Here is a 22,792-nt window from a genome sequence, read left to right as displayed (position 1 = left end):
GATGGAGATTATCAGAGAGACACATCACCCAAGCAAAAGACCGGCATCCTTCGGCCGGGCCTCCAATGATAACCGGCGGAATCGTCCAGCTTTCGGCCGCTCTGTATTTCCCGGAGATGCCGTCGCCCACATTTCTAAACCATCACGCTCGGCGATGACATCGAGCAAAGCGCGAATGAACGGCTGGCTGCTCGTCTTCGAGCGCCGTAGCGCGCCGTTCATCGAGCCTTTGATGGGCTATACGGGCAGCAACGACACGCTCACACAGGTAGAGCTGGCATTCCCGACCCTGCGATCGGCCATCCGCTATGCCGAGCGACAGGGTCTGACCTATGTCGTGCAGCGTCCGGTAACGCCGTCGACCAGCGCCAGGCGGATAGCTTTGGACAAGCCGGGTCTCCCGGCCGAACGCCACCTCTGTCGCCGATCGTACGAAAAGCCGGGCCATAGCGCTCCAGACAAAAGCAGCGCACGGATTTCGGTCAATTCGGCTTGTCCGCCAGAACGGCCTCGGCGAGCCCAAGCGCTAGCACCTCGGCATCCGGGCGAACGGCATAGATCGGCGTTACGACGTCCGCCACCGCGAAAGGTGCTGTCGACCATATCGGGATTCGAGGCAAGACTGTCGTGTCAGTTGATCCCCAACAGCTCGGCAAGCTCCTTGAAGAACGGTGTGGTGATAATTCCGGATCGACGCGTTAGCATTCGTGCTGCTAGCTCCTGGTTCCTCCACGTGATCACGGCGGTCGCGCCCTGGGCGATAAATTCCTGAGCGATGCCGAAGCCGACGCCCGAGTTGCCGCCGGCTATGACCGCGGGCCAACTGTCCATTGGCCCCGAGCACCAGCACTTTCGGATTACCGACGGTCATCGGTCGATCCGGGCCTGCTGCTGGGGTGAGTAGCGTTCGCCCTGGATGGCAATGCCGGCCACGGCATCATTGATCGCAGCGAGGTCGGACGCTGACAGAATGATGTCCGCCGCCGCAATGTTTTCATCCAGGCGGTGCAGCTTGGTCGTGCCGGGGATCGGCACGAACGTCCGGCTTTGCGCCAGCACCCACGCTAGTGCGAGCTGGGCAGGTGTCACGCCCTTTTCCTTCGAGATCCCGGCCAGCGTATCGACGATGCCCTGGTTGGCGGCACGGTTTGCCTCACTGAAGCGCGGGACGCAATTGCGGAAGTCGTTCTGAGTGAAGCTCGTGCCAGCATCAATCGTGCCGGTGAGGAACCCTTTGCCCAGCGGGCTGAACGGTACGAACCCGATGCCCAGTTCTTCCAGCACGGGAATGATCCCTTCTTCCGGCTCCCGCCACCACAGTGAATACTCGCTCTGCAGCGCGGTGACTGGCTGGACAGCATGGGCGCGGCGGATATTGGCGACACCCGCTTCCGACAGCCCGAAGGCGCGGACCTTGCCTTCCGCAATCAGGTCTTTGACCGTGCCGGCCACGTCTTCCATCGGCACGTTCGGATCGACCCGGTGCTGGTAGAGGAGGTCGATATGGTCCGTCCGCAGGCGCTTGAGGCTGTCTTCGACGGTGCTGCGAATGAGTTCAGGCCGGCTGTTCACGGCGCCACCGCCAGGGATATCAAATCCGAACTTGGTGGCGATCACCACTTTGTCGCGGATCGGCTGCAGCGCCTCGCCGACAACCTCTTCGTTCTTGTAGGGACCGTAAACCTGAGCGGTATCGAAAAAGGTGATGCCGCGCTCGAAGGCGCCCCGGATGAGCTTGACCCCATCAGCAACCTCGAGGGGCGTGCCGTAGGATTGGCTGATCCCCATGCAGCCGAGCCCGATGGCGGAAACTTCCAATCTGCTGCTTCCCAGAATACGTGTCTTCATCGTGTTTCTCCTTGTTTAGCGGTCGATAGCGGCATCCAGCCCTTCGGAAAGAGGTGCCCCCTGAATGTCTATGGTGGCGAACGCGTCGTTGATCTCGCGCAGGTCGTCCTCGGTCAGCTTGAGGTCTGCAGCTGGCAGGTTGTCGTCGAGATGGGCAACCCGCGTGCCGCCGGGGATCGGCACGATCCAGGGCTGCTGAGCCAGCAGCCATGCAAGTGCGATCTGTGCCGGTGAGCTGTTCTTGCGGGTGGCAAGGTCTTTGAGGAAATCGACGACTTTAAAATTGGCTTCCAGTGCTTCGGGCGTGAAGCGCGGGAAATCCCTGCGCAGGTCGTTCGGGTCATCGAACGTCATGCCGCGGGTAATGGCACCGGTCAGAAAACCTTGGCCCAGCGGCCCCCACGCCACCAAGCCGATGCCCAGTTCCTCGCAGAGAGCGAACTTGGTCGTCTCCGGCTCCCGCATCCAGAGTGAATAGTGGTCCTGAATGGCGGTCACCGGCTGCACGGCGTGCGCGCGACGGATGTTGGCAACACTGGCTTCTGACAGCCCGAAGTTCCTGATCTTGCCTGCGCCAATGAGGTCCATAACGGCGCCAGCGACCTCCTCGATAGGCACAGCCGGATCGACGCGGTGTTGATACAGCAGGTCGATATGGTCGGTGCGCAGGCGCTTCAGCGACGCATCGACAACGTCTTGAATATGATCTGGCCGGCTATCGAGGCCGACGATCTGTCCTTGGTCATCAATCTTGAAGCCGAATTTCGTGCAGATGAGAACCTCTTCCCGCACTGGCTGCAGGGCTTCACCAACCAGTTCTTCGTTGGTGAAGGGCCCATAACCCTCTGCCGTATCGAACAGTGTCACGCCCCGGTCTGCAGCAGTCCGGATGACGCGAATGGCCTCTGTGCGATCGGTGGCCGGGCCGAGGCCGAAACTGAGGCCCATGCAGCCGAGACCGATGGCCGAGACGTCGAGGTTGCCAAGTTTACGTGTGTACATGATGGTGTTTTTTCGGATTGGTTGAGTGGAGGCTACTTCGGCGCCAGTTCGCCATAGCGGTAGGAAGCTGTGACGCCGCCATCCATCAGGAAGTCGCTCCCGGTGATGAAAGCGCCCTCCAGACCCATCAGCAACGCACCGACATGGCCGACCTCATCCGGGTTCGCCGCCCGGCCGACTGGGCTCAACTCAATCATGCGGCGGTAGCCTTCGCCGCGCGGGCCGGTCAGTTCGTCGCGGGCCAGCGGCGTGATGACAATGCCGGGGCTGATCGTGTTGATGCGGGCGCCGCGCTTACCCCAGCGAACCGCTTCCGCCATGACCCGTAGGGAATTGCCGCGTTTCGAAAGCTGGTAGGCGTTGAGCGGATCGGTGACCACGTCGGCCTGCAGCCACGGCAGATCGAGCAACTCGTCAACAGGAAGTGTGGCAAGCGCCGCGTTCTGTTCCTCGCTGAGGGCGCCGAGGCGGTGACCCGACTGGGAGGCGATCACGGCCCCCGCGCCACCGGGCGCGATGACGTTGCCGAACTCTTCGAGTACCAGTGCCGTGCCATACAGGTCGACCTTGAGGATCGTCGCGGGACTGGCCTGCGACGGCGACACGCCGGCGGCGTGGATGACCCCTGTCATGTCACCAAGTCCGGCGGCGGTTTCGACAAGCGCGTGGACGGAAACGCGCGACGCTACATCGACCGTGGCCGTGCTGACCTTGAAACCCGCATCGGCGAGAACCTTCGCGGCAGCCTCCGCGTTCTCGATGCGCAGATCGGCGAGCAGCACGTGCTTGCCCGAGCTGACCCTGCGGGCGATGGCCTGGCCGATCGAGCCGGCACCAATTACAACAATGACATCTGTCATGTGACTCACTTTCCTGATTGTTCGTGGGCGGGGCCGTAGTGCTCGTCGCTAACTTGCTCCATCCACTCGACGACCTTGCCTTCGAGGGCTTCCGCGATGGCGATGTGTGTCATGGCCGCGGTGGGCGAGGCGCCGTGCCAGTGTTTTTCGCCCGGTGCGAACCAAACGATATCGCCCGGGCGGAGGTCCTCGACAGGACCCCCTTCCCGCTGCGCACGACCGGACCCAGACACGACAAGAAGTGTCTGCCCGAGCGGGTGGGTGTGCCAGGCTGTGCGCGCGCCAGGCTCGAAGGTGACCGTAGCGCCACCAATGCGGGCCGGAGCCGTAGCGGAGAAAGGCGCGTCAATTCGCACCGTGCCAGTGAAATAGTCGGCCGGGCCTTTGGCAGAGGCCTGGGATCCGTTGCGCTTGATATCCATTGTCGCACCCTTTCTGTCTGATGAGTGTAAGATACGCTTGCCCGATCATTCTAATTAGATGGTATGATCCGCATGAACATATGCCGGAGAGCCATGAATGCTGCGCGAGAACCTCATCGATCTGTTGGCCCTGCGCGCGGTGGCGCAGGATCGGAGTTTCACCAAGGCGGCAGCCAAACTCGGTTTTTCCCAGTCGACGCTGAGCCACACGATCCGGGAGCTGGAAGCTCGCCTGGGGGTCCGGCTGCTAACCCGCACCACACGCAGCGTCGCTCCCACCGAGGCGGGCGAGCGTCTGCTGCTGTCGATTGGGCCGGATCTGGATCACATCGAGGGCGAGCTGGCGGCGTTGAGCGACTTCCGCGACCGTCCAGCCGGCACAATCCGCATCACCTGCAGTGAACATCCCGCCGATGCCATCCTACGTCCTGCCCTGCAGAAGATCCTGCCGGTTTATCCCGACATACGGGTGGAGGTGATTCTCGATAACGGGCTCACTAATATCGTGGCAGAGCGTTATGACGCCGGTATCCGTCTTGGCGAGCAGGTCAACAAGGACATGATCGCGGTGCGGGTAAGCCCAGAGGTCAGCATGGCGCTGGTCGGCTCGCCCGCCTACTTCGAGAATTGCGAGAGGCCGCTGACGCCACGCGACCTGGTCGGACACAACTGCATCAACCTACGCCTGCCGACCTTCGGCGGGCTCTATGCCTGGGAATTCGAGAAAGACGGCCAGGCGCTTAACGTGCGCGTCGACGGTCAGCTGACTTTCAATACCGGAAGTCAATCGCTGAAAGCTGCCATCGCAGGGCTTGGACTTGCCTTCGTCACTGCGGATATGGCAGTGTCGGCGATGAGCGAAGGCAGTCTCATCCGCGTCCTTGAAGACTGGTGCCCGCCCTTCCCCGGTTACCATCTCTACTACCCCAGTCGGCGCTTGCCCTCACCTGCCTTTGCCGTCCTGCTGGAGGCTCTGCGTTATCGAAGCTAGCGACGCGCACTTTGCCCGCCTTGAAAGGAATCGAACCATCGACCGGGAGATTCGCCGGCTTTCAAATCTTAGCCAAGTCCAGTGCTGGTCTTGTGCGCTGAGGTCTTTCCAGCTATATTACCGGGAATAGCTAGGAGGTCAAAATGTCTAGTTCCCAGACCCGCGCAATTCAAAACTACAGATCCCGCTTGAGTGACCGTGGGCTCGCTCGTTTCGAAGTCATGGGCCGCGACGCCGATCGTGACCTCATCAGAATGTTAGCGCGCCGCCTCGCAGAAAATGGCCCGGAGTCCGTCAAACTACGTGCGGCTTTAAATGATACCATCAATGGTGAACCGCCAAAAAAAGGCGGAATTCTCGCAGCGCTTCGCCGCTCTCCACTTGTCGGCGCTAACCTTGAAATCTCTCGTCAACGTGAAGAAGGTCGTGAGATCGATCTTTAATGCGCTACCTTCTCGATACCAATATCCTGAGCAACATCACAAAGCCGGAGCCATCGGTCGCTTTGATGACATGGATGGCCGATCAGACCGACGATAGTCTTTTTATCGCTTCACTTACTGTGGCTGAAATCCATAAAGGCATCTTGGAGAAGCCCGCCGGCAAGAAGCGTACTTCTCTCGAGAGCTGGTTTGTTGGTGATGAGGGGCCGCAGCGTCTCTTCGCCAATCGTATCCTACCCTTTGACGAAACGGCAGCTCTCATATGGGCGCGATTGATGGCCGAGGGAAAAGCAATCGGGCGATCACGCGGTGGCCTTGATACCATCATAGCGGCCACCGCCCAGGCGAACGGATGCATCGTCGTGACCGACAATGAGAAAGACTTTTACGGCATAGAGATAATCAACCCGCTTCGCATCGGCAAAGGCTGAGCACGAACTACTCGCCTTGACGGGGCTCGAACCGCCGACCCCATCGTTGGCTCATTCGTTCGCGCCGAATTTCGGTGTGCGGGCAGCTATTTGCTTTCGGAAATGGCTGACAGGGGCCGCTTCGCGACTGTCCGGCTTTGGTGGTCTAGGCTAAAATAGCTGCCAAAGAGCGCGAGCTGCATCTAGGCCTGCTTCCGACTTCATCCCAGTCATAGCCGACAAGTGACAATCTCTCCGTAAGCGGACACTTGTATCTGTAGTTGGAAGTTCACGAGTGCGGATCGGGCGCATGCTCCCACCCGCCCCTTGACATGCAGGTATTTACCTGCATATTCATGCACTCGTACAGATTGAGACCAATGCACGCTGACAAAGTTTTCAAAGCGCTGGGCGACCCGACACGCAGAAAGCTGCTCGACCTTCTCTGCGAGAGGAACGGGCAGACGCTCAGCGCGCTCTGCGAAACCCTGGACATGGCCCGGCAATCCGCCACGCAGCACCTCGGTATATTGGAGGATGCTAATCTGGTGAGCACGGTCAAGCGTGGGCGCGAAAGGCTGCATTTTATCAATCCAGTGCCGCTGCACGAAGTCTACGAGCGGTGGGTGCAGAAATTCGAACGCCAGCGGCTCAGCCTGCTGCACGACTTGAAGAAAGAACTGGAAGGAGAGTAGCAATGACCAGAGAGACGACCAGCTTTGTTTATGTAACCTATATTCTCTCGACGCCCGAAAAGGTGTTCGAGGCAATAACGAAACCGGATGTCGCAAGCCGTTACTGGGGCCACGAGAATATTTCCGACTGGAAGATCGGATCGAAGTGGGAACACATTCGTGCCAATGATGAACGCTCCGTCGAACTTGTCGGCAAGATCATCGAGATCTCTCCGCCGACCCGTCTAGTTATGTCCTGGGCGAATGCTTCGCAGGCTACCGATCCGGCCAGTCACAGCCGTGTGACCTTCGAGATAGTAGAGTATGACGATATGGTCAGGTTGACTGTCACCCATGACGACCTAATTGCGGGCAGCGGCATGGCGAACGGCATCAGCAAAGGCTGGCCAACCGTCCTCTCCAGCCTGAAATCCCTTCTCGAAACCGGCAAGGGTCTGGACATCTTCGCCAAGACAAAGGCGGCCTGATTTCAGGCGGCGTCAAATCTCACTCTCAGAAAGAATAGTCATGACCAAAGCCTATACCGGCGGCTGCGCCTGTGGTGCAATCCGCTATGAAACGGCGGGCGAACCTATCTTCGAGAATCACTGCCAATGCGGCGATTGCCAGAAACGCAGCGGCACCGGGCATGGATCCTATCTGACGTTCGCGCAGCGCGCCGATGTGGCAATCTTGGGCGAGGCCAAAAGCTGGCGGGTTGCGGGCGAAAGCGGAAATGAAAAGATACACGCCTTCTGCCCGGCCTGCGGAACTCCAGTTTACCTGACATTTGCCGCGATGCCGGAACTGATAGTGGTACACGCTGCCAGTCTCGACGATCCAGGCAGGTTCAATCCGCAAGTCGTCACATATAGTGTCTGCGGCCAAGTGTGGGATAAGATAGATCCTTCGCTACAGGCATTTGAGCGAATGCCGCCCTCATAATTTTCGCCGAAATAGCCCGAATTCGCAACTGTATTAACGGGTCCGATAAGAGCTCGATCGGGACATCTAGTCATTAAAATGAAAGTCGGCTTTTCAGGAACGACTAGCAAAAGAAGACAGGCCGATTCCGTGGACCGTCAGCTTATAGGAGATCGAAAAGCAGCTCGAATGGCCAAAATGACGGCGCAAAGCTGCCATGGAGAATGGGTCGCAGCCACTATTGAGCACAAAGTCGAACCGATATTTCAGGTCTTGAAGGGATATGAACGTCCGGCTCGCTATTACGCTTGTGCGGACAGAATATCGCAATATCAAACAGAGAGGCTGAGCCAACGCTCAACAGACCTTTACGAATGGAATGTCTAAAAGCTCTGCCAGCTTTTCAATCTTACCGCCGATGTGGCCGACACCGACGGCACAATGGTGTGCTGGCCCTTGCGCGTTCCAATTCTCCGTAAACGCTCGTGCGCCAATGGAGAATTGATATCGGCTGTTGGTGTTTCCGATTTCCAGGATAGGACCCTCGACCGAAAAGCCCTCAGCGCAAAGCAGCTTGAGCGTGCCCGCGATTTCGACCACGGAAAGCAATGTGACTGGTCCGTGCTTGACGGACATTTCAACGCTGACGCCCGAGCCGACTTTACCGTGGAAAACTTGGAGGGGCCGTATCTTCGTACGGCCTTCGGCTATCTTCGTGTGACCTGGGCCATCATGGCCCATGAGGACGACGTCAGCCTTGAAGTCCATTGCGTAGTACTCTGTGAACGATCCGCCAGAGCCGAAACTGTCCATAATCTTCATCGCCTGAGCGTTCTTGATCTCGTATTCACCAGCAACCGGAATACCCTCGGCCGTCAACATCGAGCACCCGACGATAACGGATGTGATAATGTTCTCGTATTCATGGCCGGGAACGGATTCGTAGTAGTAGGCCAGAGAACCGATGCGCTTGAGTTCCACGAGCTTGCGGAGGGCAACGGCGGTCTTTGCGGCCCGCGTCAGTTCCTCTTCGTCGCAATCGGCCTGCACATCGAAATCGGACTTGATCTTAGCGAGGCATGCCAGGATTTCGCTGTCGGAGACTTCGCGCCTCAAGCGCGCCAGTTCGTCGATTTCCAAAACCTCGATATGCGTGCCGAACACGGCGCTTTGCGCGGTAAATACAGTATCGGCTTCGCCAATCTTCAGCGAGACATCGCCTTTGGCGTCCTTGTCGAAAAAGGAAGATCCTGAAGGCCATGGTTCAGGATGCATTCAAGGTCACGCGACCGAAGAATGGTAACATCAGTACCAGATCACCGTCCGGATCCAGCGGGCTCACGACTTTCTCTCCAATACCGACAAATCGATCAAGGAGATCGCCGGGCTACTAGGCTTCAACTCAGCCTTCCATTTCTCCAATCAGTTCAAACAGTCAACAGATCTCTCCCCAAGCCAATTCAGGCATGCCGTGGGGAACGCTCAAGCTTCACGAAAGTGACCTGATGAAGAATGAAATCGGACAATTTTCTCCGAAAGGAATGCGAAAACAGGGCTCCGTAAAGTAAACCTTCCGGCGGTCGAGTTGTGCGATGTTGCAGGATGACCCAGTCGCTTGTGCGGTAACCGGGAGGGTAACCGTGTGCTGATAGGAAAGCTTTGAAGAGACTGAGATCACTACTTGCGCTTGATCCGATATGAACCGCCGACCCTTCTTGCGCCGCCAAAGATATTGAAAAATCAGCTCCCGCCGCTGCCAAAGGCTTTGATTTGGAAGGGAACGCGGCTATTTGCCACCATAATGCTGTGTTGCAGAATGTAAAATCGTCAGCCCAGCCACGGATCAACGACAATCGCGCCGGTTCCGGCAAAATCTTGAACGTTACGCGTTACGACGGTCAAGCTATGAACCAGCGCAGTCGAGGCGATCAAAGCGTCAGCCTCGTTTCGACGATCTGGGATATGAAGATGAGCGCAACGCGTCGCAATCGCATCATCGATCGAGAGAATACGGCCCTCGAACTCAGGGCGGACGCGTCTGTCCATCCATGTCCGCAAGAGAGCCGCCTGAGACCGATCGCGACGTTGAAGGAGCAATATCCCTCGCTCAATTTCGAGGATCGTGATAGCAGAAATAAACAGATCGCTCGAATGCTGCGAGTTGAGCCAACGCGTAACGTTTACATCTGCCTTGCCGTCTCCGGCCTTACGCAGTTCGGAGACGACGTTGGTATCGAGCAGGTATTTCAAAACAGGTCGACCTCGCGGGTTACGATTTCTGCCCTCGGCGGATCCAGGTCGACCACCGAGAGACCGGGCATTGAAAGCGCGTCAACGAGGCTCCGCCGTTTTCCCGTCAGACGCTCGAACTCGCTGTAGGTCATCAACACATGCGATGGCTTACCACGGTCTGTGATGATAACGGGCCCCATCTGGGCAGCTTTCTTTGCCTTGCTAACGTCGTGATTAACCTCACGGCTGGACAAACTCGTCATACTCATCGAAAGCCTCCTAGTAGGTAGGTAAGTAGGTAGGTAGGTAGGTAGGTACGTACCTACATATAAGAGAGATTCGGCTTGGTAGCAACACTTTACGCGACTATAAACCCGGCGCCGTTTAAGTTTGATCGCCGACTTGGTAAAGTGATTCATCCAAATCAAGTGCTTATTCTGGCTCGGGCAAGCTCTTGTATGGGCGATGCCGTCGGCTGTTGCCGCCGCACCTTCGGTCTGATAGCGGCCAAACATCAGGCACAGGTCGAGCGCATGCCACGCGGTGTGTGCTCAAAACTCACGCAAAGGCCGCGCAAGGGAGCGCAACGCAATGAGCGGCAAAGCCGCCAAAGAGCCGAGTCCCATCGCGCTAACCGTCGGCGTGTGCTCAACAGCGACCGGATGGGCGGCCGACAGTCTTGCTATCGGATTGGATGTTGGCTCGTCTGTCGTACGATCATCACCGAGAAACCCAAGATTAGGAGAGTTCGCTTTTTGAAAGTTCGACGCAAAGATTGGATATCTATTCCAGGATTGTCAGGCAGCGGCCGGTGAGCTCAAAGGCCGCGCGTTCGCGTTCGTTCTGAAACGGGATAACTCTTCCGCGGACATCGGGCGCCCTACCATATATCCCTGAAGCTGATCACACCCGGCATCTCGAAGAAAGTCGGCCTGCCCTTCGTTTTCAATCCCCTCTGCTGTGACGGGGATTGATAGTGCCGCGGCGAGCGCGATCGTCGCCTTCAATATGTCTCTTCCACGCCCATCGTCGAATGCCCAAACCAGAGACCGATCGATTTTCATGCTGTCAAAGCCAAATTGTCTAAGCGCTCCGATACTGGCATAACCGCAGCCAAAATCATCGAGAGAAAACCGGACACCAATCTTTTTAAGCTCATCGATAGCCCTTTGCGCGTGGGTTGGGTTCGACATTAGGACACCCTCGGTAATCTCCAGGGTCAGCCGAGTGGGTTCAAAGTTCTCTTCCTTTAAGAGGCTTGCAACCCGGTGTGCGAACGAGGCATTGCACATTTGCACCGGAGAAACATTGACGGACAGCCCAAGCTCCGGCCAGTCGGCAGCCGCTCTTACAGATTGACGTAAAATCAACATGCCCAGTTGATCAATCAGGCCAGAGCGCTCTGCCAAGGGGATGAATATTTCAGGGCTGATTGGACCCGTCGGGCTCTGCCATCGAGCGAGCGCTTCTACACCGTTCAATTTACCGCTCCCTGAGGCGACAAGCGGCTGATAGGCAACACCGATATCGCCATTGACAACGGCACGTTTCAGCTCGTTTTCAAGCACGGCCATCTCTTCGCGGTCGCGGTCGAGTTCCGGCCGATACCCCACGGCCCTTCCCTTGCCGTCGTGCTTTGCCCGATAAAGAGCTAAGTCGGCACGGCGAAGCAATTCGAAGGAGTCGGTGACGTTGACCGAACGCGCGCTGCCAATGCTAACACCAACTTCTACTGTTCGACCTTCGATTTCGAATGGCTTTTCGAAAATCGACAGAACCCGCGCGCAAAAATTCGATGAAGGACCGTGGTCGCACTGGACAAGGGCAAACTCATCGCCCCCCAATCGCGCCGCGGAGACAATTTGCGGGTGGCACTGAGAAATTGTGTTAGCAACTTTTTGGATAAGGACGTCGCCGATCTGATGACCCCAGGTGTCGTTGACCGCCTTGAAGCCGTCAAGATCCAGGAGATGAAGTGTAACATCGTCCCCGTTTTCGAGTGCTTTATCCAAATCCGCCAAAAGCCCGTTTCTGTTCAAAAGGCCGCTGAGACCATCGTGGCTCGCTTCATATCGAGCCAACCGCGCCATTCTCGCCATCCGCCGGGACTCTGCACCTCCGGCAGTTACCACCACGACAAGGAAAACGACCAAGATGACGCCGGCGGCTAGTACTTCATTTCTGACCTCCTGATACACTCGGGTGCCCGGTCGAAGTCTATTCCATCCCAGGTAAGCAACGGGTAGGCCTGAGGCACTCCTCAGCGCGACGACGAGCATATTGCGAGGTGCTTCCTCGTAAAGACGCAGGCCCTCAAGCTGATATTGCTCCGCAAGCAAGCCAAGGTCAGAATCCCGCACGTGCCTGAAGAGCGACAAAACCGCATAAGGGGTACTAATTGTCGTGCCGCCGTCTGGATGTATGATTGTCGATGCCAGGATATCAACACCATCCCACGTCTTGACGAATTCGACAAGCGGCTTTCCCTCATTCTTCAGAGCTGCCGAAGCTTGCGACTGGAGAGTACCTCGGAAGCGAGTCGAGGGATCGAAGGTTGAGCCTTTGTAGCTCGCCATAGCGGTCGCACCGCTGCGCGTCGTTACGATCGCTCCATCGTAGATAGATGCGGCTCCGCTCGTTCCGCGCCATTTCTCAATGGCCCATCGAGAGAATTCCCCCGCTTGCGAAACCTGGTAAGCATCACTCGAGCCGGCATTGTCGAGAAGAGTCATAGAAACCCGGTCTTTGAGAGACCGGATTGCCGACTGGGCTGCTCGAGACGCACGCTCGTCATCACGGATATCTGCAGAGCGGCGCATGGTTGTGATGACATTTGTTGCCAGAGCGCCCAGAGTGACAAGTACTATAACAAACAAGGCAGTGGAGAGAGCAACAGGCCACTTCGAGATGTTGGTCTTCGTTATTGGCATTGGCCTCTCCCCCAGATAAAAAATATAAGCGATATTTTGTAGTTGAATCTTTCCTCGACTTTGAAAACTAACTCAGCCTTATTATCATGTGACTTACGCTTGTGGTTAAAAGCCAGTTAACTTAAATGAACTTGCAACTACTTAACCGGCGTCGGCATCTCGAATATTGGGCGTTGGTTTGTGAAGTACGTCCGGAAAGTTGCGCGGTTGCGTTACTGGCCTACAGTCGAGGGAAGGTATAGATCGAGGCTCGATCTCTTCTTTGCTAACACGAGCATGAATTGCCTTGTCGTGTCTGCGGTCTCCCACGTGACCACTTCTGACGCAGGGCATCAGATTTCGTTGGCATTTGGAATGCTATCCATGCCTTCCCTGGCCGTGACGATGAAAAGGCATCGACACTCAAGCGGGTTTGCTGCAACACCTTGGCATCACGCCGTGCGGGCGGATCGACGTCGACCAGTTGCCAGGCGGCAAGCTCCGGGTAAAAACGGCTTTACCAACCGGGACGGCACAGCCGGCAGTGAGCAAAGCGATCCGTACGCTCGAAAATCATCTGGGGGTTGCACTCTTCAAATCGAAGCACGCCGAACGCCACCTTGACGGATCAAGGGCAAAAATATTTCGACAGAATGAAACCACTGCTCAAGGCGATCGAAGCTACTGATCGAGAAGTTAAGGGCAGCGGCGCCGACATGTCTGGGTCGATCCGCATTGCAGCCCCTACCACATTCGGTCGACTTCACATTCTGCCAACCATTCCGAATTTGCTGGCCGAATATCCTCATCTCCGGGGGGGATCTGGTTTTATCGCAGCTTCGGCGGGACATGATCGATGATCGGGTCGATCTGGTGATAAGAGGAGTTGTCGAGGAGCCCGATGCCGTCGCCAGGCGCGTGACAAACCTTTCTCTGGTATGCGTAGGATCTCGCCAATACCTCGAAAAGCACGGCGTCCCGACCCTGGCTGGGTCGAACCCGAGAATCGACGCGCGGACCACTCGGCTCAGCGCCGATTTTTCCGCCAGGCCGTCCTCGTGATCACAGGATGCTTTCTGACATGCAGCCCGCCCGACATGCAGCCCGCGGCGAGGGACTTCAAGGCAGCCTCAGGCGCCACGAAAGACGCATGAGGTTGCCTGGCCCGGCGAGACCTTGTCAATCCAGCGGATTGTAGGCAATGACGTCCATCTCTACCTTGACATCGACCATCATCGGCGATTGGACGGTGGAGCGTGCCGGCGGATGATCGATGAAGTGTTTCTGGAAAACGGCATTAAAGCTGGAGAAATCGCGGGCGGCGTCGAGCCAGACATTAACCTTGACCACATGTTCGAGCGTGCAGTCGGCGAGCGCCAGGACGGACTTGATATTGGCGACCACCTGTTCGGTTTGAACAGCAATATTGCCGACTACGACCTCGCCATCGATGGTTGGCACCTGACCGGAGATGTAGATGAAATCGCCCGCGCGCACGGCCTTGGCGAAAGGTCGGCTCTGGCCGCCTGCCTGGGCGTCGGCGATATCGTAACGAATGATCTTGTTGCTTGTCATGGAAGTGTCTTTCAGTTTTATTTTACAATGCGAATTTGAACCGTTGCCCCTTGGGAGTGGCATCAGTGCGAATCCTGGATGAAATGGCCGGGCGAGACTTCCCGAAAAATGCGCTTCGGCGGAACGTAATCGAATGGACGGATAGGGCTTCTGATCTCTTCAGTCGAAGGTGGTACAGTCCGGCCGCGGCGTGCCGGATCGGGAATAGGCACCGCAGAGATCAGACGGCGGGTATAAGGATGTTGCGGGTTGTCGAAAATTGCCGCCCGCGGACCGATCTCAACGATTTCGCCGAGGAACATCACCGCGACGCGATGGCTCATCCGCTCGACGACGGCCATATCATGGCTGATGAAGAGATAGGCAAGACCATGCTTTTCCTGCAAGTCGAGCAGGAGGTTGGAAACCTGTGCCTTAACTGAAACGTCGAGCGCCGAGACAGCTTCGTCTGCGACGATGAATTTCGGATCGAGTGCCAAGGCACGGGCAATCGAGATGCGCTGCCGCTGGCCGCCGGAAAATTCATGCGGGTGGCGCTCCGCCATCGCCGCCGACAGTCCGACCTGTTCCAGCAGTTCGACGACGCGCTCCTTGGCATCCCGCCGTCCCATCAGCCCATGGGCGAGGATCGGTTCAGCAATCGCCGAACCGACGGTGAGGCGCGGATTGAGCGAGGCAAAGGGGTCCTGAAAGATCATCTGCGAGGTGCGACGCATGGTGCGCAGCTCCCTTGTGCCGGCTTTCGTCACATCCTGGCCGCCGATGACGATCGAGCCTTCGGACGGATTGATAAGCCGGATGATGGCACGGCCGGTCGTCGACTTGCCACAGCCGGATTCGCCCACCAGCGACAGCGTTTCGCCAGGGCGAAGATCGAAGGACACGTCTTCGACCGCATGGACGCGGCCGGTCGGCAGGTCGAAGCGGACGGACAGACGATCGACCTTGAGGATCGGCTCGACGCCCAACGCAACGGCAGACATCTCGCGGCCATCGTTTGCCACGCCGGTCGACGCATCGACCTCCGGGAAACGCTTTGGCGCGACCGCGGCTCCCATGGTGCCGAGACGCGGGATCGAGGCGAGCAGCGACTTGGTGTAAAGCGCCTTGGGAGCGGCGAAGATCTCCTGCGTCGGCCCTGTCTCGATCGTGTCGCCGCGAAACATCACAACGGTACGGTCAGCGATTTCCGCCACAACACCCATGTCATGGGTGATGAACAACACGCCCATGTTTTCGTCCTGCTGCAATTCGCGCAGCAGATGAAGGATTTCAGCCTGGATCGTAACGTCGAGCGCGGTTGTCGGTTCGTCGGCGATCAGAAGCTTCGGGCGACAGGCAAGCGCCATGGCGATCATCACGCGCTGGCGCATGCCGCCGGAGAACTTGTGTGGATATTCGTGGAGGCGTGCCTTTGCCGCCGGGATCCGCACCCGCTCCATCAGCCGCACGGTCTCGGCCTCGGCTTGTGCCCAGGACAGGCCGCGATGCAGGACCAGCGCTTCCGCGATCTGGTTGCCGATGGTAAAGACCGGATTGAGCGACGTCATCGGTTCCTGGAAAATCATGCCGATCGAGCCGCCGCGCACTTTGCGCATCTCGGCTTCGCTTGCAGCAAGCAGGTCCTTGCCATCGAGAAGAATACGGCCTTCAGTGCGTGCCCGACCGGCCGGTAGAAGCCGCATTGTCGATAGCGCGGTGACACTCTTGCCCGAGCCGCTCTCGCCAACGATCGCGACCGTCTCGCCGGCATCGACATGCAGGCTGATATTGCGGATGACGGCCTTCCAGCCTTCCGGTGTCTTGAAAGAGGTCGTCAGGCTCTCGACTGCAAGGACCGGCTTGTTTGTGGTCGCGTCGGTCATGATCAGCTTTCCTTGGCGAGACGCGGATCGACAAGATCGCGCAGGCCGTCGCCAAGCAATTGCAGGGAGAGAACGGAGAAGACGATGGCAAGGCCCGGAAACACCATCAGCCACGGTGCGTTGTTCATATATTCGCGCCCCGACGCCAGCATCGTGCCCCAGGTCGGCATGTCGGTGGAAACGCCGACGCCGAGGAAGGAGAGGCTTGCCTCCGCGAGCATCGCCGAGGCAAAGACGAAGGTCGACTCCACGAGGATGGGCGAGGCCAGATTGAGCAGCACGTGACGGACAAGGATCTGCCAGGTTGGGAGCCCCATGGCGACGGCTGCCTCGATATAGGGCAGTTCACGCAGGACCAGCGTCGAGCCACGGATAATGCGGGCCAGGCGTGGCGCATAGGTGATGCCAAGCGCCAGGATGACGGTGGTGAGCGACGGCCCGAGCGCTGCAACGAGCGCGATCGCCAGCAGGATGTCCGGGAAGGACATCATTGCATCCAGCAGGCGAGAGATCGGCGCATCGAGGCCGCGAAAGAACCCGGCCGCAACGCCGAGGATCACCCCGAGCACGGTCGAGATGAAGACGACGCCGAGGCTGACCAGAAGCGAGATGCGGCCCGCAAAGATGGCGCGGGAAAAGATATCACGGCCGAATTCGTCGGTTCCAAAAAAGTGGACCATGGATGGCGGCTTCAGCTTGTTGACAATCGACAGTTTGTTCGGCGCATAGGGCGCGACAAAGGGGGCCAGCAGCGCTGCGAAGACGACGACGACCAGAATGATTGCGCCGAAAAGCATGGCTCGGTTGCCGAGCAGGCGGCGTAGGCCGGAGGACAAGGGCATGGAGACGGAAGCCATGGTGATCATAGGCGCACCCGTGGATCGACGACGATATAGAGCATGTCGACGATGAAATTGATGAGAACGTAAATGGCGGCGACTGTGAGCAACGCGCCCTGAATGACCGGATAGTCCCGGCGCAGGACAGCCGAGACCACGAGATTGCCGACGCCAGGCAGACCAAAGACGGTCTCCGTGACAACCGCACCGGCGACCAGCATGGCGACCGACAGGCCGATGACGGTGATGATCGGTATCATCGCGTTTTTCAACGCGTGCTTGAGGACAACGCGACCTTCCCCGGCGCCCTTGGCACGGGCGGTGCGGACATAATCCTCACCGAGGACATCAAGCATGGCAGCGCGGGTGAAGCGGGTGATCAGCGCCGAATTGACGATGCCGAGTGCGACAGCCGGCAGCACGAGATGATGCAGCCGTTCGAGAAAGGGTGTCTCGGGGCCGCCGTAGCCGGAGGCCGGGAACCAGCCCTGACCGACGGCGAAGATCTGGATGAGCATCAGCCCGAGCCAGAAGCTTGGCACGCTGGCCGCAACCATGGTGAGCGTGACGACGATCTGGTCGAAGATCGTTCCGCGCTTGACCGCCGACAGGATGCCGACAGGCAAGGCTATGCCGACCGCGATCAGGATTGAGAAAAGCGTCAGGAAGAAAGTCGGCTCGGCACGCGAGGCAAGTGCCGTCGTCACCGGCTGATTCAGGAAGATCGACTGGCCGAGGTCACCATGCAGTATGCCCAACACGAACTGGCCATACTGGACGATCATCGGTGCATCGAGCCCCATCTTGGTGCGCAGCTGGGCGATGTCCGCAGGGGTCGCATCCGACCCCAGCATGACTGCGGCCGGATCGCCAGGCGTCACGCGAACGATGATGAAGACCACCGTTACGACGAGGGCGAGCACGACGGCCATGCCCCCCAACCGTGTTAAAAGTGCCTGTGCGATCGTAGCCATGGTCGTTCCAAGCCCTACTTCTTCGGATTGACGTTCCAGAAATGCGGCCAGTAGGTTGGCTCGTATCCGGAAACGCCGTTCGCGAGACCGGAAACCGCATTGAAGTTGCCGACTTTAAAGAGCGAGGCGTCATCATAGATGGCTGTCTGGATACCGTCCCAGGCCTTCTTCTTGGCATCATCGGTGGTTGCATCCATGTAAGCTGCAACAGCCTTTGTCTTCTGGTTGGAAACGTACCAGCCCGGATAGCTGTCGGTGATGGTGTTGATCGTGGTAGGGTCGCCCGGAAAGTTGGAATGGGTGATGAAGATGTCCCACTCCTTTGGATCGGCGCGCCGGGTGGTCAGCGTTGCCCAGTCGACAACCTGCAGGTCGACCTTGAAACCGGCAGCTTCCAGATAGGCCTTGGCGACTTCGCCGATTTTGTAGTGGAATTCGTACTGGCGGCTGGTCATGAGGCGTAGCGGCGTGCCGTCATAGCCGGCTTCCTTTAGAAGCTTGCCAGCGGCTTCCTGATCGCCTTCTCCGTACCGGGCAACGCCGGCTTCGGTGTGCCAGAAGGAGCCCTTCGGGAAAATCGAGCCGTCGACGCTGAAGAAGCGGTCATCTGAGAAGGCGGCCAGCATCATGTCATTGGCGTTGAGGGCTGCTTGCACCGCCTGACGCAGCTGCTTATTGACCAGAAGGCCCTGCTTCATATTCATGTTCATCGAAGCCCAGCCGGCATTCTTGAAGATCACGGGTTTGGCGTCGCCGCTCTTTTCGACACGCTCGTAGGCGCTGACAGGCAACGAATCCGCATAATCGAACTGCCCGGAAATCAGGCCTTCGACGCGAGTGTTGGCATCTGGAACAGGAACGAACCGGATTTCCTTGGCGATCGCCTCTCGCTTGCCGGCATAGTTGCTCGGCGTGCCCTGCGGCGACTTGTAGCCGTCGAAGCGGACGAGCTGGGTGTACTGGTCGGGCTTGCGCTCCTTCAGTTCGTAAGGGCCGGTACCGATGAAATCGGTGAGCGTATCCTTGACCTTTTCGGAGGGCATGATCACGCAGGCCTGCGACAGAGTGGCCAGCAGCGGCGCATAACGCGATTTCAGCTTGATGATGACGGCATGATCACCGTCTTCTACAAGGCTATCGATGATGGCGGCAACCTGCTTGCCCTTCGAATTGATCGCCATCCACCGCTTCAGCGAGGCGGTCACGTCCTTGGCGTCGAAGTCGCTGCCGTCGTGAAACTTCACGCCTTCGCGCAGCGGGATCCTGTAGGTCATGCCGTCTTCGGAAATCGTCGGCATGGCAGCGGCGAGCAGCGGAACCGACTTCCATTCTGCGTCATAGGTATAGAGCGTCTCGAAAATATGCTGGTCGATGGTCAGAACGATATCGGTCGGCGTCTGCATGACATCGAGCGTCGGCGGCTCGCCGATCGTGGCAACGGTCAAGACGCCGTCACTTTTCTGAGCCAATGCCAGATTGCTCGTACCGGCCAATGCCGCAAGCGTCATCAAAACAAGTGCACTGTGTTTCATCCTCATCCCCTTGTTGTTTTCGGTTCGGCCAGTTCTTTCGGCGCGGTTTCTGCCGGTCGAGAATTCAGCTATCCAGCCCCAGCGGATCGGCAACGCGCGGCCAGAGTTCGAGGCTCGCCTTGCGATAAAGCGTCGTTGCAGGATCGGTCGGATAGGAAGTCGGCGCGGCGATATAGACGATGTCTGACGAGACGGGTTGGAAACCGGCATAAAAATGATTGGTCGACTTGATCAGGAGCCAGCACTTCCCGGCGAAATCGATACCCTGGTTGAAGAAGATATCCGGCTCGTAGGTCTGCGTGCGGCTTGTGATCAGGACGATATCGATGTGGGTACCGACCGGCCTGATGACCGCGGCACTGCCGAGCGTGACGCGCGAATTGCGGAAACTCTGCCAACCGGCATCGAAGACTTTTTGCACGGTGACGCGCAGGTCGAGCGGTTCGCCGCCCTCCGGGCCGGACTTGCCGCCGACGCGCAGAGAAAGTTCGGCGCCCTCGCCCGCTGCATGGCAAAAGGTGACGGCGATGGGGTCCCAGATCGTCGCAACGGCGAAATTGTCCATGCCGCGTTCCATCATCCGGCGCAGGACATGGGTGGCGTCACCGGCGACGCCACCGCCGGGATTGTCCCAGACGTCTGCGATGGTGACCGGCTTTTCAAGATGGGCGGCGCGGATGGCGACCGCCTTGTCGAGGCCCGCCTCGGTGTCGACCATCGGCATCGCGGTCTCGCGGCGGAGGCCGTAGAGCTCGCGACCAAGGCCTGCCGCTAGTTCGTCGCCCTTTTGCCTGTCATTGTCGGTGACGACGACGATGCGGGTTCCCATATCGGGCACGTCGCCGGCCATGAAGCCGTGAATGACCGAGGCCGATAGGATGCCGTCCTTGCCCTCCATCGCCTGCATCCGATCGACGAAGGAGCGCATCGGCTCCCGGCTCGTCGGGAAAATCGTGATCATACGACAGTCGAAGGTAGAGATGACCGGCTTGATCTGTCCGCGCAGGGCCTGGAGCGCAAGCTCGACGACATGTTCCCCGCGCTGTTCGAAATCCGTATGCGGGAACTCCAGGAACGCGGCCATGAGATCGAGATTAGCAACACGAAGCGCCGTCAGATGGCTGTGCGGGTCGAATTCGGCAGCGATGAGGACATCCGGGCCGACCATGTCGCGAATATGCGAGAGGAAATCGCCCTCCGGATCGTCATACCCTTGAGCGGCCATTGCGCCATGCAGGCCGAGCACCACGCCATCGACCGGCAGGGTTGCCTTCAGCTCGGCGAGGATCTGGTCGCGCAAGGTCTCGTAGGTCTGCCGCTGGATGAGACCGGCCGGTTCCGCCCAGCATGACGTGCCTTCGATGACGGTGAAGCCTTCCTGCTTGCCGCGGCGGCGCAGGATCGGGACAACGGCGGAGCAGAGCGTCGGTGTGTCCGGATGTTCGCCTGGCCCGGCATAAAATGCCGCCTTGAAGGCGTTCATATCCGTTGGCACGGGAGAAAAGGTGTTCGTTTCAGTCGCCAGCGAGGCGGTGAAGATGCGCATGTCTGTCGCCTAAATACACGCCGGGCTCCGAGCCACCGCAAGGGGGCAGGTACCGACGTTAGATTGTCTATCTGTCTAGTTCCCGCCTGCCGGGCCGCCGTGCGCGACCGTCAGAACTGCAACTATCGAAGTGCCCCCGGACATGGGATTCCCTGTTTTCTGTAAAATTCCCGCTCACCGTTTCGGTGTAATTAATTTTCTCCAATATGCGTCAAAGCCGTTTGAAGTCAATTGACGATCTGATTTTTTGGTTATTTCTGTAATTTATTTTCTAGACAGGGGAAAACTTGGAAAAATTCTCAGACCGCGCTCGCGGCCGCAGAAACGGACATGGCGCTTCGATATCTGCGTCCTATTTTGAATCAACAGGTTCTGCCATTCGCGATAGTCTGTTGAAGAGGGCGCCGATTGACCGAGAATGAAAAGGCCACCAGCCTAAAGCATCTAATTTTCATCACTGAGCCGGGGCTGGGCTCTGGCCGGAGCCGGATGGGGATTGGGCGTGGGACGCTTCGCAGACCTACCCCTGCACTGAGAGCCCAAGCGGCTGGTTCCGGCTACGGAAAACGCCGCGGCAGCAAACGCTGGGAATGCACGCGCGCAACGGCCGGCGATAGGCGCCTGCGTTTATTATCGCCAGGCTGCCGAGTTCGATTGATGCCTACCGACATCATGCTATGAAAAATTCGCGGCGGTGAAACTGATTTTCATCGATGCCTTCTGTTTCCCTGTGGCGTTTCGAGGAAAAGACCCAATGGACCTGTTTCACGCTCTTTCCGATGAAAATGGAAAACTCTCGGGCCTGGACGCCAGGCTGGCGAAATTCTCGCTGGAGAATGTGGATGCCGTCGTCAATTTCTCGATCATCGAGCTCGCAGCACGCGCGGGCGTGTCACCACCGACCGTGACGCGGTTTTGCCGACGGCTGGGCTGCCAGGGCTATTCCGACTTCAAGGTACAACTCGCCAAGATGGCCTATGTCGGCTTGCGATACCTGAAGCCCGATGCACCGACGGCGACCGTTGAAGAGGTTGCACACGATATCGTCTCGAAGGCCCAGAATTCGCTGTTCGAGCTTCATCGGCAGCTTGACCTTGCCGCCATCGAGAAGGCGGCTCAGATGTTGCGGGCTGCCGAGTTCATCCAGGCCTTCGGTGCGAGCGGCAATTCGGCTATGATCGTCAACGAATTGCACAACCGCCTGTTTCGTCTCGGCTGCCGCATCCATTCATCCAACGACCATGGCATGAACCAAATGATCTCTGCCTCGGCACAGCCGGGCACCGTCGTTTTCGGCTCGTCGTTCACCGGTCGCGACATGGAGCTTGTCCGCTGTCTGGAGCTTTTGCGGGAGCGCTCGATCCCGACCATCGCGATGACGCAGGGCGGTTCGCCAGTCGCTGCTGCGGCCGACGTGGTGATCGCGATCGAAATGCCGGAGGGCAAGAACATCTTTCGCCCGACCTCCACCCGCTATGCCTATCTGGCAGCGATCGACATCCTAGCAAACATGGTCGCCTATGCCGACCGGACCACGGCCCTGAAATCGCTGCGCGCGATCAAGGAGCAACTGGTGCGCAATCGCGACGGCGACGACCGCCAGCTTCTGGGCGATTGAAAGCGGCAAGGTGGACTGACCGCTGACGGCATGCTGGAGCAGCCCGACCAGAACTGATCCAGATATCCGACGCTCTCTCGCCGCGACGTCGAACATCGTGTTCAGGAGGACTGATCGGGCCTGCAGGG

General features: G+C 58.4%; 23 protein-coding genes and 2 pseudogenes. 10 read left to right on the top strand and 15 right to left on the bottom strand.

The genetic code is table 11. The annotated features are described in order from the left end of the window. Position 1: 1 nt before the first annotated feature. Positions 2 to 346, top strand: a pseudogene (locus tag EQW76_RS29865) (NADH dehydrogenase ubiquinone Fe-S protein 4); the annotation flags it as partial. Between the two features lie 284 nt (positions 347 to 630). Here EQW76_RS29865 and EQW76_RS29860 read toward each other — a convergent pair. From EQW76_RS29860 to EQW76_RS19625, 5 genes are read right to left on the bottom strand one after another with little or no spacing between them, the layout of a single operon-like run. Continuing rightward, positions 631 to 831 carry a hypothetical protein gene (locus tag EQW76_RS29860; protein ID WP_224129430.1) on the bottom strand — a complete coding sequence of 67 codons (201 nt, stop codon included), beginning with the start codon at positions 829 to 831 and terminating at the stop codon, positions 631 to 633. A 36-nt stretch (positions 832 to 867) separates the two neighbouring features. Next, positions 868 to 1,848, bottom strand: a complete 981-nt coding sequence (locus EQW76_RS19640) for an aldo/keto reductase (protein ID WP_143123087.1) — start codon at positions 1,846 to 1,848, stop codon at positions 868 to 870. 15 nt (positions 1,849 to 1,863) lie between these two features. Beyond that, on the bottom strand, positions 1,864 to 2,850 hold the full coding sequence (locus tag EQW76_RS19635) for an aldo/keto reductase (RefSeq protein ID WP_143123086.1): 987 nt from the start codon (positions 2,848 to 2,850) through the stop codon (positions 1,864 to 1,866). Between the two features lie 32 nt (positions 2,851 to 2,882). Continuing rightward, entirely contained in the window at positions 2,883 to 3,710 is an 828-nt protein-coding gene (locus EQW76_RS19630) for an SDR family oxidoreductase (RefSeq protein WP_143123085.1), read from the bottom strand. A gap of 5 nt (positions 3,711 to 3,715) precedes the next feature. Continuing rightward, the gene (locus EQW76_RS19625; RefSeq protein ID WP_143123084.1) at positions 3,716 to 4,132 is read right to left on the bottom strand and encodes a cupin domain-containing protein; all 417 of its coding nucleotides are present in this window, start codon (positions 4,130 to 4,132) and stop codon (positions 3,716 to 3,718) included. 97 nt (positions 4,133 to 4,229) lie between these two features. Between EQW76_RS19625 and EQW76_RS19620 the strand changes: the two genes are divergently transcribed. The 6 genes from EQW76_RS19620 to EQW76_RS19595 all read left to right on the top strand — a co-directional run bounded on the left by EQW76_RS19620 (position 4,230) and on the right by EQW76_RS19595 (position 7,595). Then, complete coding sequence (locus EQW76_RS19620; RefSeq protein ID WP_143123083.1) at positions 4,230 to 5,123, top strand: LysR family transcriptional regulator; 894 nt, start codon at positions 4,230 to 4,232, stop codon at positions 5,121 to 5,123. A 143-nt stretch (positions 5,124 to 5,266) separates the two neighbouring features. Next, entirely contained in the window at positions 5,267 to 5,566 is a 300-nt protein-coding gene (locus EQW76_RS19615) for a hypothetical protein (RefSeq protein ID WP_142831621.1), read from the top strand. Further along, positions 5,566 to 5,997, top strand: a complete 432-nt coding sequence (locus tag EQW76_RS19610; RefSeq protein ID WP_142831622.1) for a type II toxin-antitoxin system VapC family toxin — start codon at positions 5,566 to 5,568, stop codon at positions 5,995 to 5,997. Before EQW76_RS19615 ends, EQW76_RS19610 begins: the two co-directional genes overlap by 1 nt. Before the next feature lie 359 nt (positions 5,998 to 6,356). Further along, positions 6,357 to 6,671, top strand: a complete 315-nt coding sequence (locus tag EQW76_RS19605) for a metalloregulator ArsR/SmtB family transcription factor (protein WP_142831623.1) — start codon at positions 6,357 to 6,359, stop codon at positions 6,669 to 6,671. A 2-nt stretch (positions 6,672 to 6,673) separates the two neighbouring features. Next, positions 6,674 to 7,138 carry an SRPBCC family protein gene (locus EQW76_RS19600; RefSeq protein ID WP_142831624.1) on the top strand — a complete coding sequence of 155 codons (465 nt, stop codon included), beginning with the start codon at positions 6,674 to 6,676 and terminating at the stop codon, positions 7,136 to 7,138. Positions 7,139 to 7,178: 40 nt separating this feature from the next. Then, positions 7,179 to 7,595 (top strand): GFA family protein, encoded by a 417-nt coding sequence (locus EQW76_RS19595; RefSeq protein ID WP_142831625.1) that lies wholly within the window; start codon positions 7,179 to 7,181, stop codon positions 7,593 to 7,595. Between the two features lie 336 nt (positions 7,596 to 7,931). Here EQW76_RS19595 and EQW76_RS19590 read toward each other — a convergent pair. Continuing rightward, positions 7,932 to 8,753, bottom strand: a pseudogene (locus EQW76_RS19590) (arabinose isomerase); the annotation flags it as partial. Between the two features lie 136 nt (positions 8,754 to 8,889). Between EQW76_RS19590 and EQW76_RS19585 the strand changes: the two are divergent. Continuing rightward, entirely contained in the window at positions 8,890 to 9,075 is a 186-nt protein-coding gene (locus EQW76_RS19585) for a helix-turn-helix domain-containing protein (protein WP_142831637.1), read from the top strand. Positions 9,076 to 9,401: 326 nt separating this feature from the next. Here the strand turns inward: EQW76_RS19585 and EQW76_RS19580 are convergent, their stop codons facing one another. The 3 genes from EQW76_RS19580 to EQW76_RS19570 all read right to left on the bottom strand — a co-directional run bounded on the left by EQW76_RS19580 (position 9,402) and on the right by EQW76_RS19570 (position 12,736). Further along, positions 9,402 to 9,824, bottom strand: a complete 423-nt coding sequence (locus tag EQW76_RS19580) for a type II toxin-antitoxin system VapC family toxin (protein ID WP_142831626.1) — start codon at positions 9,822 to 9,824, stop codon at positions 9,402 to 9,404. Further along, the gene (locus EQW76_RS19575; protein ID WP_142831627.1) at positions 9,821 to 10,075 is read right to left on the bottom strand and encodes a type II toxin-antitoxin system Phd/YefM family antitoxin; all 255 of its coding nucleotides are present in this window, start codon (positions 10,073 to 10,075) and stop codon (positions 9,821 to 9,823) included. The genes EQW76_RS19580 and EQW76_RS19575 overlap by 4 nt, the downstream gene beginning before the upstream one ends. Before the next feature lie 528 nt (positions 10,076 to 10,603). Next, positions 10,604 to 12,736: a bifunctional diguanylate cyclase/phosphodiesterase gene (locus EQW76_RS19570; protein ID WP_142831628.1), complete on the bottom strand. Its 2,133-nt coding sequence runs from the start codon at positions 12,734 to 12,736 to the stop codon at positions 10,604 to 10,606. 523 nt (positions 12,737 to 13,259) lie between these two features. Between EQW76_RS19570 and EQW76_RS30255 the strand changes: the two genes are divergently transcribed. Continuing rightward, on the top strand, positions 13,260 to 13,403 hold the full coding sequence (locus EQW76_RS30255; RefSeq protein ID WP_348539569.1) for a hypothetical protein: 144 nt from the start codon (positions 13,260 to 13,262) through the stop codon (positions 13,401 to 13,403). Between the two features lie 491 nt (positions 13,404 to 13,894). Here EQW76_RS30255 and EQW76_RS19560 read toward each other — a convergent pair whose 3' ends face one another. The 6 genes from EQW76_RS19560 to EQW76_RS19535 form a co-directional block, all read right to left on the bottom strand. Next, positions 13,895 to 14,290 carry a RidA family protein gene (locus EQW76_RS19560; protein WP_143123082.1) on the bottom strand — a complete coding sequence of 132 codons (396 nt, stop codon included), beginning with the start codon at positions 14,288 to 14,290 and terminating at the stop codon, positions 13,895 to 13,897. A gap of 62 nt (positions 14,291 to 14,352) precedes the next feature. Then, the gene (locus tag EQW76_RS19555) at positions 14,353 to 16,155 is read right to left on the bottom strand and encodes an ABC transporter ATP-binding protein (protein WP_142831630.1); all 1,803 of its coding nucleotides are present in this window, start codon (positions 16,153 to 16,155) and stop codon (positions 14,353 to 14,355) included. Positions 16,156 to 16,157: 2 nt separating this feature from the next. Beyond that, positions 16,158 to 17,012 carry an ABC transporter permease gene (locus EQW76_RS19550; protein WP_143123099.1) on the bottom strand — a complete coding sequence of 285 codons (855 nt, stop codon included), beginning with the start codon at positions 17,010 to 17,012 and terminating at the stop codon, positions 16,158 to 16,160. 5 nt (positions 17,013 to 17,017) lie between these two features. Next, entirely contained in the window at positions 17,018 to 17,959 is a 942-nt protein-coding gene (locus tag EQW76_RS19545) for an ABC transporter permease (protein WP_143123098.1), read from the bottom strand. Positions 17,960 to 17,982: 23 nt separating this feature from the next. Next, entirely contained in the window at positions 17,983 to 19,500 is a 1,518-nt protein-coding gene (locus EQW76_RS19540; protein ID WP_143123081.1) for an ABC transporter substrate-binding protein, read from the bottom strand. Positions 19,501 to 19,564: 64 nt separating this feature from the next. Continuing rightward, complete coding sequence (locus tag EQW76_RS19535; protein WP_143123080.1) at positions 19,565 to 21,046, bottom strand: M81 family metallopeptidase; 1,482 nt, start codon at positions 21,044 to 21,046, stop codon at positions 19,565 to 19,567. A 754-nt stretch (positions 21,047 to 21,800) separates the two neighbouring features. On the opposite strand from EQW76_RS19535, the gene EQW76_RS19530 reads away from it, so the two are divergent. After that, complete coding sequence (locus tag EQW76_RS19530; RefSeq protein ID WP_143123079.1) at positions 21,801 to 22,664, top strand: MurR/RpiR family transcriptional regulator; 864 nt, start codon at positions 21,801 to 21,803, stop codon at positions 22,662 to 22,664. Positions 22,665 to 22,792 lie beyond the last annotated feature (128 nt).

Origin of the sequence: Rhizobium sp. rho-13.1 (assembly GCF_007000305.1) — a bacterium.
Classification (GTDB): Bacteria; Pseudomonadota; Alphaproteobacteria; order Rhizobiales; family Rhizobiaceae; genus Rhizobium; species Rhizobium rhododendri.
This window is presented reverse-complemented; position numbering and strand designations above follow the sequence as displayed.

Bases quoted from the DNA above. Each gene is read 5' to 3' on its own strand.
- EQW76_RS29860 (WP_224129430.1), bottom strand. From the start codon at position 831: ATGGACAGTTGGCCCGCGGTCATAGCCGGCGGCAACTCGGGCGTCGGC.
- EQW76_RS19640 (WP_143123087.1), bottom strand. From the start codon at position 1,848: ATGAAGACACGTATTCTGGGAAGCAGCAGATTGGAAGTTTCCGCCATC.
- EQW76_RS19635 (WP_143123086.1), bottom strand. From the start codon at position 2,850: ATGTACACACGTAAACTTGGCAACCTCGACGTCTCGGCCATCGGTCTC.
- EQW76_RS19630 (WP_143123085.1), bottom strand. From the start codon at position 3,710: ATGACAGATGTCATTGTTGTAATTGGTGCCGGCTCGATCGGCCAGGCC.
- EQW76_RS19625 (WP_143123084.1), bottom strand. From the start codon at position 4,132: ATGGATATCAAGCGCAACGGATCCCAGGCCTCTGCCAAAGGCCCGGCC.
- EQW76_RS19620 (WP_143123083.1), top strand. From the start codon at position 4,230: ATGCTGCGCGAGAACCTCATCGATCTGTTGGCCCTGCGCGCGGTGGCG.
- EQW76_RS19615 (WP_142831621.1), top strand. From the start codon at position 5,267: ATGTCTAGTTCCCAGACCCGCGCAATTCAAAACTACAGATCCCGCTTG.
- EQW76_RS19610 (WP_142831622.1), top strand. From the start codon at position 5,566: ATGCGCTACCTTCTCGATACCAATATCCTGAGCAACATCACAAAGCCG.
- EQW76_RS19605 (WP_142831623.1), top strand. From the start codon at position 6,357: ATGCACGCTGACAAAGTTTTCAAAGCGCTGGGCGACCCGACACGCAGA.
- EQW76_RS19600 (WP_142831624.1), top strand. From the start codon at position 6,674: ATGACCAGAGAGACGACCAGCTTTGTTTATGTAACCTATATTCTCTCG.
- EQW76_RS19595 (WP_142831625.1), top strand. From the start codon at position 7,179: ATGACCAAAGCCTATACCGGCGGCTGCGCCTGTGGTGCAATCCGCTAT.
- EQW76_RS19575 (WP_142831627.1), bottom strand. From the start codon at position 10,075: ATGAGTATGACGAGTTTGTCCAGCCGTGAGGTTAATCACGACGTTAGC.
- EQW76_RS19570 (WP_142831628.1), bottom strand. From the start codon at position 12,736: ATGCCAATAACGAAGACCAACATCTCGAAGTGGCCTGTTGCTCTCTCC.
- EQW76_RS19560 (WP_143123082.1), bottom strand. From the start codon at position 14,290: ATGACAAGCAACAAGATCATTCGTTACGATATCGCCGACGCCCAGGCA.
- EQW76_RS19555 (WP_142831630.1), bottom strand. From the start codon at position 16,155: ATGACCGACGCGACCACAAACAAGCCGGTCCTTGCAGTCGAGAGCCTG.
- EQW76_RS19550 (WP_143123099.1), bottom strand. From the start codon at position 17,012: ATGGCTTCCGTCTCCATGCCCTTGTCCTCCGGCCTACGCCGCCTGCTC.
- EQW76_RS19540 (WP_143123081.1), bottom strand. From the start codon at position 19,500: ATGAAACACAGTGCACTTGTTTTGATGACGCTTGCGGCATTGGCCGGT.
- EQW76_RS19535 (WP_143123080.1), bottom strand. From the start codon at position 21,046: ATGCGCATCTTCACCGCCTCGCTGGCGACTGAAACGAACACCTTTTCT.
- EQW76_RS19530 (WP_143123079.1), top strand. From the start codon at position 21,801: ATGGACCTGTTTCACGCTCTTTCCGATGAAAATGGAAAACTCTCGGGC.